Below are 14890 nucleotides of genomic sequence, written 5' to 3' on the forward strand. Positions count from 1 at the left end.
GCGGTATGAGACACATTGACCTGATTGTGATTCACTGTTCGGCCACGCGGGAAGACCGCACCTATTCCGAGCATGATCTGGCGACGGATCACCGTCGTCGGGGCTTCAAGGGTGCGGGTTATCACTTTTACGTTCGCAAGGACGGCAAGATAATCACCACCCGTCCGCTGGAGCAAGTAGGTGCGCATGCACGGGGTTACAATGCCAACAGCATCGGCATCTGTTACGAGGGCGGGCTCGACAGCCGGGGTATGCCCAAAGACACGCGAACCTGTCATCAGAAGCATTCGCTGCGGGTGTTGGTGCGCACGTTGTTGCTTGACTATCCGCTCAGCCGGGTATGCGGCCATCGGGATTTAAGTCCGGACCTGAACCACAACGGTGAAGTTGAACCGGAGGAGTGGGTGAAGCAGTGCCCTTGTTTTGAGGGGAGCGAGGTTTTGGCTAAAGAATAATTTCTAACTACACGTAATTCATAAGCTATTTGGGAGCAGCCTGTAAAGCGGTTATCGTTACGGAATGAAACGGTTCGCTTTATGGGTTGCTTTTTGCTTATTGTGCGGTATATCAGGTATATTGCTTTTATTAAAAATATATTTTGAATAGAATATTTGTTTTCTAGTTCTTGGTTGTAGATTATATAGGGACAAATAAAGAAAAAGGGTTTAATTATCTACTTTTTTATTTGAAAAATATGATAAATTGCAATAATGCATAAGATTAAAATATTAACTTTGTGGCTGACTATTTTGAAAAACACACATAATGGTATTATAATATTATGTAATATAATAACCTACTGCTACAAGAACCATGATGATTAAGTAGATATACGTTTGTTTTTCGAATAAAATTAATCTCAACGAAAAAATCTAATAAAATGGCTTATTTAAAGAAAAAAAGAAAAAATAAAATACAAGTCGAATATCTACACTATATTGTACAAGAAATACTTAATACTCGCCTTGATAAGAAAGAATGTTCTAAAGTTGTAGCAAATTTAAAAAATAAATTTGATGCAAATACTTTGTCGGCTTCGTTGTCAGATTTGTATAGTAAAATGCCTGTTTATGAAAAAATAATAATGGGTAATTTATTTCCAAGAAATATTCAAGAGCTGGGAGATGGAAATGGATATTTTTTTAAACCAATGCATTTGATTAACGAAATTTCATGGCTATATATTCAAATTGTCCGATACAAAAAAGAACTGAAAATATATGCTCATTCTCGCAGTAAAATCGAACATCTTATACTTTTAGGTAAATACAATGAAGCGATGGAGATTTTAGAAGAGTTGACAAAAAAAATTGGACTTTCAATTTGGTACTATGAGACAAAATGTTTGATATACAGCCGACTTGGTAAAGAAAGAGATATATATGGACTACTAAGTGAAGTTAATGAGGCGAAAAAAACGGCTAAAACAGGATTTGTTCCGTTTTTGTTGCATTATTTGGCGAAAAGGAGTATTCCTTCGTATTCAGCAATATCTTTTGATGCTGATTTGACTTCTCGTTTTAAAATGAATAGAAATGATTTTCAGCAGGACAGATATAACTATTACCTTTTTAGATTGAATTATTACAATAATCTAGAAGTAGAAGATTTGTCTGTTACAATGATTATGGAGGCTACCAATTCGCTAGTAGATCGATACAATCTTCTTCTTACTATTTTAAAAACGGAATTTGCAAAAACTGAAAATAATACAGATAGAACACTTTATTCATTTTGGGGTACTAGACTCTATCGTCAGACTCAAGATATAGCACTTACGCCTTTGGTTGCTTATGTTCAAACAGATCTTTTAGATCAGTCTTATTATGATGTTGGTTTTATTAATATTTTGGACTTATATTACAAAGGCGTATATAAAGATGTTGTTTTAAATATTCGTGAATATGTCAAAAAAAACTCGTCTAATTTTGATATTGTAAAAATATATTGTCGGACTCTTGTTGCTCTTGACAATGGTTATGTTCCAATAGTAGCTGATAAGGATTCATTGCTTAACCAAATAACCTCGCTTGTGTTTAAAACAATGAGCGAAAAATTGAACGATGAATTTTTGTTTAAATTGTATAATATAAATAAGAATATTTATGGGCTTTCTCTTGCTTGTGGTCTTGACAACTACATTAAAGAAGAGCAAAATGAGCCTTGTTACAGGAGTTTGAAGTTTTTGTTTACATATACATTTGATCCTCTTTTTTCATCAGTTATTAATGACAAGGATAGTAGACTCCATTATATTGATGAAGGGGAAAAATATATAGGTGGTAATTCTATTGTTTGTGAATATCAGAAGGGTAGAATAGAAAAAAAAATAAATACTGCTCTTAATATAGTTTCATATATCAAGGATCAAGATAATGCAAAGATTTCTTTTAATAATGAAGATTATATTAAGGCATTGGAAGAATGGAAAGATATACTTGAAAAATATAAAGAATGCTTGCCTATTGCTCAAACAGCCATAGATTATATATATCAATGCTATATGGGAATAGAAGAAAAGCAAGCTGCAATTGTGTTTTATATTGAACAATTCATGAAAGGTAAAGTCTATGTTGCGAAGGTTGATACCACAAGGTTTGTGGATCAGCTTTACAGAGAAAAGTATCGTAAAGGAGTTAGAAACTCACTTGATTTATTACTTTTCGTTTTTATTAAAGCAAAAGCTGACGAACATAAGAGCTGTGTGCTGGAACGATTTTGCGCTTATAAAGATGTCGAAAAGGTTTCAGAATTGATAAATGTATTTGCTGATGAAATAAATAGGGATAAAGTAGAACTTTTTTTCTACTTATTGGCTACGGAGGATATACTACGTCATATGGTATACGTAGAAAGTACTAAGCAAAAATTAGAGGAACAGCAAATTATTTCTCAATATTTGATGTCAATGGATACAAATAATAGAGAATTGTATGTTACGCTGAATCAAGAAATACTTGATGCTATGATTGTGTATCAAAATATAAAAAAAATTGATGAAAGTAGAATATTTGCAAATGACCTCTCTATTATAAAGTATGAATTGAAGGATCAGGAAGGACTATACAATCAATATAGATATCAATTTGAATTATCGAAGGATAATAAACCTATTTTAGTTGTAAATACAGCTAACTCTTCCAGTTGTGATGACGATTTCCCTAAAATAAAATATACTGTAAGATTTACTAATAAAGCTTTTATTGATGTTGCGTGTCAATTATTTGATGCGATATGTGATAAATTTCTTTTGAGTAAGTTTGGTTTAAAGACATACTTGAGTACACGAATCCGACATGGAGTGCTAGAAGGTGAATTGCGCTCAGGTTTTGATAGACTTAATTTAGTGCTTTCAACTCAACATGATACTTATGTTCCTACTCATTTTTGGCAAACGACTTATGCACTGTCGTCCGGTGATCAGTCGGAACTTATGAAGATTCTTGAACGCTTCTCACATGGTGTCAATTTTCTAATCTCAGAATTTAAGAAAAATGTTCTACAAATAAGATGTAGAGAGGAAGATTCTGGCTTTTTTAAATATTTATTTACTCCTGATGAAAAATGCTTTGCCGTAGTCAATGCTAACGATGCTCAAAGTTATGAAGAATTCTGTAAAAATGTTATGAATTTTTTATTTAAAGTGACTGATGCAAACTTAATAAAAATCCGTCGTGAAGTGTCTGAAAATTTAACAATTGAATTTAATCAGTTAGTAGACCAACTTTATAATGATATACAAAGATTTAACTCAAAGCATTTTTATTGCGATTTGAGTAGGGCTGTAAATGATGCTCGTGCGGATATTCGTCAGAAACTGATTCGAATTGAAAAATGGTTTTACATCCAAGATGCTAAATTTGATGATTTCTATTTAGTAAAGCAAATGGATATAGTTTGGAATATAACAGCTAAAATGTTTCCAAATATTAAATATGAATTAAATCATGAGACATCTGAAGAGATTAGCGTGAAATTAAAAGCTGCTTACTTTATTCATATATCAGATATCTTGACGATTTTTTATAATAATATGTTTAGTTATAGCCGACCAACCAAGATTCGTAATTTTAAGATATCATGTAGAGTTGATGGTACGATAGCTCATCTTCATTTTGAGAATGATATTTTGGATTCAGAGGATAGTCTTAATCAAAAATTTAAAGAGATGCTAACCTCATATAGTCGATTACAAATGGAAGGGAAGAGTGGGCTTATTAAGGTGAAAAAAATTATTAAATATGATCTTGCTTGTGAGTCAAATGAAGTGCTTATAAAAGCTGAAAATAATAAATGCCTTATTGATGTCAACATAGAATTAAAAGATTTGCTCGCATGAAAAAGATATTATTAGTAGAAGATTTGCCACAAAAAGCAGATAATATTAAAAGTTTATTGAAACTTGAATTTCCTGAAATAGAGATAGAAGAAAGAAGTTCTTATCATACTGCAATTGAGGAGATATATCGGAATTATAATAAATATTTTGTGGTTTTGCTTGATGTATCAATGTCAACTTATGATGCTGGGGTAGAAGAGAATGGTGGTATTCCAGAAGCGCTTGCTGGAAAAATGATTCTTGATGGGATGTACTTAAGGGATATTCCAGTTAAAGTAAAAGTTATGACTATGTATGAGAGCTTTGATGGTAAAAGTATACAAGAGCTAGATAAAGAACTAAGAGAAGATAGTCCTGAGAATTATGATGGGTATATTTTTTTCTCGTTTCAAAAAAGTGATTGGAGGAAGCAGTTAAGCGATTATATTCATAAAATGATAGAAATAAAATGATAAATGTATTAATTATTGATGATCGAGAAGAAAAGGTCAAACTTATAAAAAAGATCTTGGTTGATGGGTGCAATCTTCCATTAGAAAATATTGAGTCTGCAGATAGTATTGCAAGTGGTAGAAGGAAACTAACAGAAAAGGTCTATGATTTGCTTTTATTGGATTTAGTATTGCCATTGTTTTCTAATGAAGATCCAGATCCTAAAGGTGGGTTGAATTTTATTTCAGAGCTTAAAGGGAGTGCTGCAATGAAAACACCAATTCAAATAATTGGTCTTACCGAGAATATTAATGCGTATGAGACTAAAAAAGGTGAGTTTGAGAGGTTGTTGTTTAGCGTTATTTTATGTAAGCAAGGTTCGAGTGATTGGATTCAACAAGTAAAGGAAAAAGTAGATTATGCTATACGAATTAAAGAAGCAATATTGAAAACTATAAATGATAATAATAAATTTGATATTGGATTAATTTGTGCTTTGCAAGAAGAATATAATCAAATGCTTGATGCGTTTGGTGGTGATACAAAATGGCGTAATTTTGAAATTGAAGATTATCCATATCGTTTTAAAACGATTGAGATTACGACTGCGTCAAATAATGTTGTGCGAGTTATAGCTGCTACAGCAGGTCGTCCTGGTGTTGTGCCTACAGCGGTGCTTGCTACGACTATGTACAACTTATTTAAGGTTCAATCTGTTTTTATGACAGGTTTTTCTGCTGGTTTTCCGTCAAAAGACTTGGCACTTGGAGACGTAATGGTAGCAAAATCCATAGAAGATTATGCTAATGGAAAATTGATAGATGATCCAGCTAATACGGTTGAGCTCCTAAAGGAGATTCATCAAGTAGAAGCTTCTACTGAGTTAGTAACTAAAATTCAGGAGTATGCCTCAAAACCAGAAACGCGGGCTACACTTAATGCTAAAGTGGAACGGGCTAATCTGAAAGTTAATAGCAGGGATAATTATGCAATACAAGTATCAGCAACATGTTGTGGTCCTTTTGTAGTGACATCCAATGATTTTGTAAATCAAATAAAAAGAGATAATAGAAAATTAGAAGGTCTTGATATGGAAGGTTATGGTTTATATTTGACTTCGCACCTCTTAACGAAACGTGTCAAAAAGGATGCTTTATGGCTTAAAGGTATAGGCGATTTTGCCAATCCTCAAAAATCTGACGGGTATCATGATACCTGCTCTTTTACAAGCGCAACTTTACTTCATATGTTTATTAAAGAGTATATGTAGCATATGCATATCGTTTGTGTTGTTAATTGTTTCAAATGATGGAGGAGCACTTCCAATCGGAAGAGCAAAAGAAGTGGATTGACTATCTGAATAAGAGATATCTTTTCCCAATCACTTCTCAAACTCCAACCTCACCACTTCACCAGCTGCAAGGGGCAGACTGACATATTCTCCCGTAAAGCTTTTGCTTCGCTTGCCGCGTGTTACCTTCACGGCTTGTGTGCCGGCGGGCTTCTTCAGCTGATAGGAGTAGGCTTTGTCGGCTTGCAGGGTGGCGGTCGTTACCCGGTTATCGTTCCATGTGAGTGACACAGTGGCACCGCCGCGTACTTTGAAGCCTTGCAAACTGCCTTCCGACCAGCTTGGGGGAAGGGCGGGGAGCAGGTTGATAAAGCCTTCGTGGCTTTGTACCAGCATTTCACTGATGCCGGAGGTGCCGCCCCAGTTGCCATCCATCTGGAAGGGCGGGTGCGAGCAGAACAGGTTGGGGAAGGTGCCGCTGCCGTGTTTCTTCGGGTTCTCGAGGGTGTAAGCGGGCACCAGCAGACTGCGGAACAGCTTGTAGGCGCGGTCGCCATCGCCCAAACGGGCCCAGAAATTGATCTTCCATGCACGGCTCCATCCGGTGCCTTCGTCGCCTCGGCGGTTGAGGGTGGCACGGCAGGCTTCGGCAAGGGCCGGGGTTTTCGTGGGACTGATCTGGTTGCCGGGGTGCAGGCCGTACAGGTGCGACACGTGCCGGTGGTGCACATCGGTTTCGCGGTAATCTTCCAGCCACTCCATGAGGTAGCCTTCCTTGCTGATTTGAAGCGGGGGAAGCTGTGCCAAGGCGGCGGTCAGACTATCGGCAAAGGCTTTGTCGGTTTTCAGCAGGCGGGCGGCTTCAATCACGTTGCTGTACAGTTCGTGAATCAACTCGGTATCCATGACGGGCCCCATGCACACGCTCACGGGAGTGGGGTCATTGCCTACGTAGAAGGAGTTCTCGGGCGAAGAGGAGGGGGCGGTTACCAACCAGCCGTGCACCGGCTCTTTCACCATGGTGGAGAGGAAGAACTCGGCCGCTCCTTTTAGCGTGGGGTATATTTCTTTGAGGTATTGGCGGTTTTGTGTAAACAGGTAGTGTTCCCACAGGTGGGCGCACAGCCAGGCACCGCCTGTATTGGTAGCGCCCCACGAAGGATGCTCGCCCGGTGCGGTGAAGTTCCACACGTTGGTCATCATGTGGGCTACCCATCCGCGGGCGTGGGAACCGTAAAATGCTTTGGCGGTGGCCTCACCACTCTGTACCAATCCGCGGGTCAGTGCCACAAGGGGTTGGTGAAGTTCCGAAAGGTTGCCTTGCTCCACCGGCCAATGATTCATCTGCACATTGATGTTAAGGTGGTAGTCGCCGTTCCACGGGGTGCCGCACTCATTGGCCCAGAGTCCTTGCAGGTTGGGCGGTAGCGAACCGGGACGGGTGCTGCTGATGAGCAGGTAGCGACCGTAGTTGTAATACAGTGATGCCATTGACGGGTCGTCGTTTTGCACGAAGCGGCGGATGCGCTCGTCGGTTGGCAGGTTCCACGGACCTTCGCTGTCGTTGGCGTCGCCGTCTTTCCCAATGAACAGGGAGGCGCGCTTAAACAGTTTCTGGTATTCGGCGATGTGTTCTTTTTTGATGTCTCCGTACGAAACACCGATGGCTTCCATCAGCTTTTTGCCGGCATATTCGTTGTAGTCGCTGCGTTCCAGACTGGTGGCGGAGGAGATGAAAAGGGTCGTGGCATTGGCGCCTTCAACGCTGATGCCGTGGTCGGATACGCTCACCTTGCCTCCGGTGGCATCGACAAACAGTTTGGCTGTGAAGCGCACGCCGTCAACTCCTTCTTTTCCGCTATCCAGTGTTCCTTCCATGATCAGGGTGTCGCCAACGGCTCTGACCGTGGCACGTTCGGGGCGGCTCAGCTTGGCGGTGAACGAAATGGCGTGACCGTCTGTCTCCAACGGTGTGATGATGCGCATCACCATCACGTCTTTGCTGCGTGGCACGAAGTAACCGCGTATGAAGTTAACGCCTCCTTTGGTGAAGTGCGTGGCGCTGAATGCCTGCTCCAAGTCAAGGTAGCGTTTGTAGGCTTTGTAACTGCCATCGTCTGCGGGGTAGCGATAGGTGATGTCGAGGTTGCCCAACATCTGGTAGCTGCCGTAGGTACCGCCTTTCTCGGGCTTAACGGGCACGAAGTGTTGGTACATCATCTCTTGCGCTTCTTTGTTTTTACCCTGAAAAAGCAGCTGTTGAATGGCGGGTAGGTAAGAGGCGGCTTCGGGATTGCGATAGTCGGCCTCGGAACCGCTCCACATGTGGATGTTGTTGAGCACGATGCGTTCTTGCTCCACGCCACCGTCGGGCATCATGCCCAACCGGCCGTTGCCCAGCGGCAGGGTTTCTTCCCACTGAACAGCGGGGGAGTTGTACCACAGGGTGTTGTTGACCTCGGAGATGCGTTTCTTACTGCTTTGCGCATGCAGCGATGCGCAGGTGCTTGCGGCCAGAAGGGCCAGTATCAATAATGAGTGCTTTTTCATGGTTTCAAGGATTTTACGTGTCAGTGGTCTGACTGGTTTACGGTAGCAGATAGGGCAAAAAGATGATGAGTCCCACAACGGCGGCGGCAATGGCGCACACCAGTACGGCACCTGCCGCTACATCTTTTATGTCACCGGCAAGAGGGTTTCGCCCGGGCGAAACCAGGTTGACCAGGCGTTCGATGGCGCTGTTGAACCCTTCGGCGGCCAGCACCATGCCGAAGCACAGCACCACGGCAATCCATTCACCACGGCTGATGCCGAAGTAGAAACCCGCTGCCGTGACAACCGCTATGGCCAGGCAATGGAAGCGTGCGTTGCGTTCGCTTCGCACAAAGCTGCAGATGCCTTTGCCGGCATACACAAAGCCTTGGAGGAAACGTTGCAGCGCTCCGCCCGGCCGGGGTTGGTTAGAGGGTTCGCCTTTCATGTGCTAACTTCTGTTTACTTGCTTCACACCCTTCACGGTGCGCAGTTTTTTGATTAATGCCTCCAGTCGGCCGGTATCGCCCACCATGATGGTGAGGGTTCCCGAAAACAGACCGTCGTTCGAATCGATTCCGATGGAGCGTAGGCTGATGCCGTTCTCTTTCGAAATAATAGAGGTAATGTTGGTCACAATACCAATGTCATCATGTCCCACAATGCGCAGGGTGATGGGGTATTGCGTGCCTTCCGACTTGCCTGCCCAGCGTGCTTTCACGATGCGGTAGCCGAAACGTTCGGTCATCTGGTTGGCGTTGGGGCAATCGTGGCGGTGTATCTTGATACCTCCCGACACGGTGACAAAGCCGAATACCTCGTCGCCGTAGATGGGGTTACAGCATTTGGCCAGCTTGAAGTCGATGCCTTTCAGGTTCTGGTCAATGACCAATACATCTTCCTTGCCACTGGTTTCTTCCTGTAAGGTTGTTTGCAGGTTGTAGCCCTCGGCGCTGCGGTACACCAGTTCGTCGTGCGAGTCACTGTCGCGCTTCTGCTGTTCCACGTAGCGATCCAGTATGTCGTTCACCTCGAGTGCACCTTCGGCTAGCTTCTGGTAGAACTCCGTCACGGTTTTGTAACCCATGCGTTTGATGAGTCGCATCATCACCGCCTCGTCATAATCCATCTTGCGGTTCTTGAACTTACGCTCAATGGTTTCCTTGGCAAATTCGAGCTGACGGGAAGTCATCTCCTTCAACGCCTGGCGTATCTTGGTTTTAGCCTTCGAGGTGGTTACGATGTTCAGCCAGTCTTGCTTGGGCGTTTGGGTGTTGGAGGTCATAATTTCAACCTGATCACCGCTGTTGAGCTTTTGCTTGAGCTGCGCATTCTTGCCGTTCACCTTGGCACCGATGCACTTGCTGCCTAGTTTGGAGTGAATGTGGAAAGCAAAATCGAGCACGGTAGCCCCTTTGCCCAGCTTGAACAAATCACCTTTGGGGGTGAACACAAACACCTCGTCTTCATACAAGTCCATCTTGAACTGATCCATGACTTTCATCGAGTCACTGTCGGAATTCTCCAGTGCCTCACGCACGGAAGTAAGCCATTCGTCGAGTCCGCTTTCTCCCTTGATGCCTTTGTAACGCCAGTGAGCAGCCAGTCCGCGCTCAGCAATCTCGTCCATGCGTCGGGTACGTATCTGCACCTCCACCCATTTGCCTTCGGGGCCCATCACCGTAATGTGCAAAGACTCGTAGCCGTTGCTTTTGGGAATAGACAGCCAGTCGCGCAAACGCTTGGGGTTGGGCTGGTACATATCCGTTACGATGGAGTACACCTGCCAGCATTCCTGCTTCTCCTTCTCCGGATCGGAATCAATGATGATACGAATGGCGAAGAGGTCGTAAATGCCTTCGAAAGGTGTTTTCTGCTTCTGTATCTTGTTCCAGATGGAGTGTATCGACTTGGTTCGTCCCTTGATTTCAAAGGTGAGTCCGGTGTCTGCCACCTTCTTTTGAATAGGCTCGATGAAAGAGGCGATGTACTTATCGCGCGAGGCCTTTGTTTCGTTGAGCTTATCCTTTATAAAGTAATAGGTTTCCTTCTGGGAGTACTTGAGGTACAGGTCTTCCAGTTCCGACTTGATTTTGTACAAGCCCAGCTTGTGCGCTAGCGGAGCGTAGAGGTACGCAGCCTCGTTGGCCACACGAATGCGGTCTTCCTCGTTGGAGTCATGCTTGATGAGCCGCATGATGTTCACACGGTCGGCTATCATAATAAGTATCACCCGCATATCTTCGGCGAATGACAGGAGCAGGTTGCGGAAGTTCTCGCTTTCTATGGCCGGACTCTTAGCATACAGTTCGTTGGTTTTGACCAGTCCTTTGATGATGCTTGCCACGTCGTCTCCAAACGCCGCTCGCACGTCTTCCAGCGAAAGCATGTTGCTTTTCACGATTTCGTGCAGCATGATTCCTGTGATAACGGAACCCTTCATACCAATCTCCTCGGACACGATCACAGCGGTCTGCATGTCACGTATCACGGGGTTCATACCGAAATTATTACGCTGCAGGTTATTGTCGGCAGCGGCCTGTATCAAATAGTTCTTTAACTTCTTAGCGTCTTCTCGGGCAATGCTGTCTCCGGCGGATTGCATGAGCCTTCTGTAAAGAGCCGTCAGTTCCGCTTTCTCGGTTTTTGTAAAAAATGCATCCATAATTTGCCGTACAGTTAGTTTCCAAATACCGATTGGGTTGATTTTCAGCTTTCTGTGCGGGCTGAAACAAAATCGGCCGTTAATCTTCTAATTTTTCGTTGTAAAAATAGCTTTTTTTGTTCAGTGTACCGCACAAACTAAATAACATTTTGTATTTTTGGGCATCAATTAATAAAACTTCATACGATGATTACACCGCAAGACAAAGAACAACTGGCGCAGAAAGGCATTTCCGAAGCACAAATTGCCGCTCAGCTGGATTGTTTCAAGACTGGGTTTCCGTATTTGGAACTAAGCGCCGCCGCTTCTGTTGAGAAGGGCATTGTTAAACCCGATGCCGAAGCAGAAAATGCTTTTCTGGCTGCATGGGAAGATTATGCGAATGCTGATAAAACAATCGTAAAATTCGTACCTGCCTCGGGCGCTGCAAGCCGCATGTTTAAAGACTTGTTTGAGTTTCTGGAGGCTGCGTACAACGAACCGACTACTGCCTTTGAACGTACCTTTTTTGAGAACCTGACGTCCTTTGCTTTTTATGCCGATTTAAGTGCGGCTTGCGAAAAGCAGACGGGTAAAACGGCTACTCAGCTGGTGCAGGAGGGCAATTACAAGGCGGTTGTGGCTGCGCTGCTCACGGCCGAGGGGTTGAACTACGGTTCGCTGCCCAAGGGGTTGCTCAAGTTTCATTCGTATGAAGACGGGGCACGTACGCCGCTCGAAGAGCATTTGGTGGAAGGGGCGCTTTACGCTGCCGGCAAGAGTCGCCGTGCCAATGTGCACTTCACCGTTTCACCGGAGCACAGACTCTTCTTCGAAGCGCTGGTGAATGAGAAGGCGAAGGCGTATGCCAGTAAATACGATGTAATATATAATGTGTCTTTCTCTGAACAGAAACAAAGCACAGACACCGTTGCGGCCGACATGAATAACGAGCCGTTTCGCGACAAGGGCAAGCTTTTGTTCCGTCCGGGTGGTCACGGTGCGTTGATTGAGAACCTCAATGACCTCGATGCGGATGTGGTGTTTATTAAGAATATAGATAATGTGGTGCCCGACAGACTGAAGGATGACACGGTGCGCTACAAGAAGTTGCTGGCAGGGGTGCTGGTGTCTTTGCAGAAGCAGGCTTTCGACTATCTGGAGTTGCTGGATAGCGGACAGTACACGCACGAGCAGATATTAGAGGTGCTGCACTTCTTACAGAAGAAGCTTTTCTGCAAGAATCCGGAAACGAAGAATCTGGAGGATGCCGAACTGGTGATCTATCTGCGCAATAAGCTCAACAGGCCGATGCGTGTGTGTGGCATGGTGCCCAACGTGGGCGAGCCGGGCGGCGGTCCGTTCCTGGCTTACAACCCCGACGGAACGGTATCTCTTCAAATATTGGAGAGTTCGCAGATTGATATGAACGATCCCGCCAAGAAGGAGATGTTTGTGAAGGGTACGCATTTCAATCCGGTAGATTTGGTTTGTGCTGTGCGCGATTACAAAGGGCATAAGTTCGACCTGACTGCTTTTGTTGACAAGGCTACCGGCTTCATCTCGTATAAATCAAAAAATGGAAAAGAACTGAAAGCGCTGGAACTGCCGGGACTGTGGAACGGGGCTATGAGCGACTGGAACACGGTGTTCGTAGAGGTGCCGTTGTCGACTTTCAACCCGGTGAAGACGGTGAACGATTTGTTGCGCGATCAGCATCAATAAATAATAAATAGTATAGAAAGGAGAACAGATATGCAAACAAGTACGGCTTATTTCGCTTCGGGATGTTTCTGGGGCACGGAATATCATTTCATGAAGCACGCGGGTGTGCTGAGCACAGCGGTAGGATTTATGGGTGGACACAAGGATTTCCCTACGTATCCGGAGGTGAAAACCGGCACAACGGGACATCTTGAAACGGTTGAGGTGGTGTATGACCCGCAGGTTACTTCGTACGAGGAACTGGTGAAGTTGTTTTTTGAAACGCATGACTTTACGCAGCTCGACGGACAAGGACCCGATATCGGTTCGCAATACTTATCGGCCATCTTCTATTTGTCGCCTCAGCAGCAAGAGGTTGCCAAGAAGTATGTCGACATACTGACCGAAAAAGGCTACGAGGTGGCTACTTCGTTGCGCCCGGCGGAGCGTTTCTGGATGGCGGAAGATTACCACCAGCAGTATTACGAGCACAAGGGTACTACTCCGTATTGCCACATTTACCGCAAAATATTTTAAAAACAACATATTGATGAAAAAAATACTGTTGCTCGGCTCGGGCGAGCTGGGCAAAGAATTTGTCATTTCTGCCAAAAGAAAAGGGGAATACGTCATTGCTTGTGACTCGTATGCCGGTGCGCCGGCTATGCAGGTAGCCGATTGCTTTGAGGTAATTGACATGTTGCACGGCGAGGAACTGGATGCGGTGGTGAAGAAACACCAACCCGATATCATCGTTCCCGAGATTGAGGCTATTCGCACCGAACGCCTTTACGACTATGAGAAAGAGGGTATTCAGGTGGTGCCTAGCGCCCGTGCGGTGAATTTCACCATGAACCGCAAGGCTATTCGTGATTTGGCGGCGAAGGAACTGGGAATCAAAACGGCCAAGTACTTTTACGCCACTACTTTCGAAGAATTGAAGGCGGCTGCGGCTCAGATAGGTTTCCCGTGTGTGGTGAAACCGCTGATGTCATCGTCGGGTAAGGGACAGTCGCTCGTGAAGGGTGCCGACGAGCTGCAACATGCCTGGGAATACGGGTGCAGCGGTAGCCGGGGCGATATTCGCGAACTGATCATTGAAGAGTTTATTCGTTTCGACAGTGAGATTACGCTGCTTACGGTGACTCAGAAGGACGGGCCTACGCTGTTTTGCCCACCCATCGGTCACGTGCAGAAAGGGGGCGATTACCGCGAGAGCTTTCAGCCTGCCCACATCGATCCCGATCATTTGAAACAGGCGCAGGAAATGGCCGAAAAGGTAACGCGTGCACTGACGGGTGCCGGCCTGTGGGGAGTGGAATTCTTCTTGAGCCACGAAAACGGTGTGTATTTCTCGGAACTCTCTCCGCGTCCGCATGACACGGGAATGGTTACGCTGGCAGGCACACAGAACCTCAATGAATTTGAACTACACCTGCGTGCGGTACTGGGACTGCCTATTCCTTGCGTGAAACTGGAGCGCAACGGGGTGAGTGCGGTGATTCTTTCGACCATCGCCTCTAATGAACCGCCGACATACCGCGGAACAGAAGAAGTGCTGAAGGAGGAAGATACCCTTCTGCGCATCTTTGGAAAGCCCGCCACACGGGTAAACCGCCGCATGGGAGTGGTGCTTTGTTACGCACCTGCGGGGAGCGATTTGGACGCCCTGCGTGAAAAAGCAAAACGATTAGCCGCCAAGGTTGAAGTCTGCTAAATTGATAAGTATGTCGCCCGCGACACACCTTCTTACGATAGAGCCTTTTTCCATTCAATGCCTGATGTAGATAAAGGAAAAAGGCTCTTTTCACTTTTTAACGTTTTAACTATTCTTTTTAGTTGAATACAGAGCAAATTATGTTCTAAAACTCTTTTACACAGAACTAATGAATGTTATCGTTAGGCAAATTATGGTAAAGGAGAACAATGACGCTATTTTGTGTCTATA

10 protein-coding genes are annotated in these 14890 nt (G+C 44.4%); 7 read left to right on the forward strand and 3 right to left on the reverse strand.

Annotated elements, in window-relative coordinates; translation table 11 throughout:
- Positions 1 to 5: 5 nt before the first annotated feature.
- The 4 genes from C511_RS0112725 to C511_RS0112740 all read left to right on the forward strand — a co-directional run bounded on the left by C511_RS0112725 (position 6) and on the right by C511_RS0112740 (position 6041).
- Positions 6 to 455, forward strand: a complete 450-nt coding sequence (locus C511_RS0112725) for an N-acetylmuramoyl-L-alanine amidase (protein WP_024997360.1) — start codon at positions 6 to 8, stop codon at positions 453 to 455.
- Between the two features lie 425 nt (positions 456 to 880).
- Entirely contained in the window at positions 881 to 4339 is a 3459-nt protein-coding gene (locus tag C511_RS0112730) for a hypothetical protein (protein WP_024997359.1), read from the forward strand.
- Entirely contained in the window at positions 4336 to 4791 is a 456-nt protein-coding gene (locus C511_RS0112735) for a hypothetical protein (RefSeq protein WP_027318231.1), read from the forward strand. The genes C511_RS0112730 and C511_RS0112735 overlap by 4 nt, the downstream gene beginning before the upstream one ends.
- Positions 4788 to 6041 (forward strand): phosphorylase family protein, encoded by a 1254-nt coding sequence (locus C511_RS0112740; protein WP_024997357.1) that lies wholly within the window; start codon positions 4788 to 4790, stop codon positions 6039 to 6041. The genes C511_RS0112735 and C511_RS0112740 overlap by 4 nt, the downstream gene beginning before the upstream one ends.
- A gap of 111 nt (positions 6042 to 6152) precedes the next feature.
- Here the strand turns inward: C511_RS0112740 and C511_RS0112745 are convergent, their stop codons facing one another.
- Genes C511_RS0112745 through C511_RS0112755 form a run of 3 tightly spaced genes read right to left on the reverse strand, consistent with a single transcriptional unit; the run spans position 6153 to position 11259 of the window.
- The gene (locus C511_RS0112745; RefSeq protein ID WP_027318232.1) at positions 6153 to 8612 is read right to left on the reverse strand and encodes a glycoside hydrolase family 95 protein; all 2460 of its coding nucleotides are present in this window, start codon (positions 8610 to 8612) and stop codon (positions 6153 to 6155) included.
- A 37-nt stretch (positions 8613 to 8649) separates the two neighbouring features.
- Positions 8650 to 9042: a diacylglycerol kinase family protein gene (locus C511_RS0112750; protein ID WP_051260526.1), complete on the reverse strand. Its 393-nt coding sequence runs from the start codon at positions 9040 to 9042 to the stop codon at positions 8650 to 8652.
- A 3-nt stretch (positions 9043 to 9045) separates the two neighbouring features.
- Positions 9046 to 11259, reverse strand: coding sequence for a RelA/SpoT family protein (locus C511_RS0112755; protein ID WP_024997355.1), 2214 nt, complete (start codon positions 11257 to 11259; stop codon positions 9046 to 9048).
- Between the two features lie 186 nt (positions 11260 to 11445).
- On the opposite strand from C511_RS0112755, the gene C511_RS0112760 reads away from it, so the two are divergent.
- Genes C511_RS0112760 through purT form a run of 3 tightly spaced genes read left to right on the forward strand, consistent with a single transcriptional unit; the run spans position 11446 to position 14659 of the window.
- Entirely contained in the window at positions 11446 to 12963 is a 1518-nt protein-coding gene (locus C511_RS0112760) for a DUF4301 family protein (protein ID WP_024997354.1), read from the forward strand.
- 30 nt (positions 12964 to 12993) lie between these two features.
- On the forward strand, positions 12994 to 13479 hold the full coding sequence (msrA, locus tag C511_RS0112765) for a peptide-methionine (S)-S-oxide reductase MsrA (RefSeq protein WP_024997353.1): 486 nt from the start codon (positions 12994 to 12996) through the stop codon (positions 13477 to 13479).
- A 13-nt stretch (positions 13480 to 13492) separates the two neighbouring features.
- A complete protein-coding gene (gene purT, locus C511_RS0112770) occupies positions 13493 to 14659 on the forward strand; it encodes a formate-dependent phosphoribosylglycinamide formyltransferase (RefSeq protein WP_024997352.1) in 1167 nt (388 codons plus the stop codon).
- Positions 14660 to 14890: the final 231 nt, after the last annotated feature.

The organism is Bacteroides graminisolvens DSM 19988 = JCM 15093, from assembly GCF_000428125.1.
Lineage (GTDB): Bacteria > Bacteroidota > Bacteroidia > Bacteroidales > Bacteroidaceae > Bacteroides > Bacteroides graminisolvens.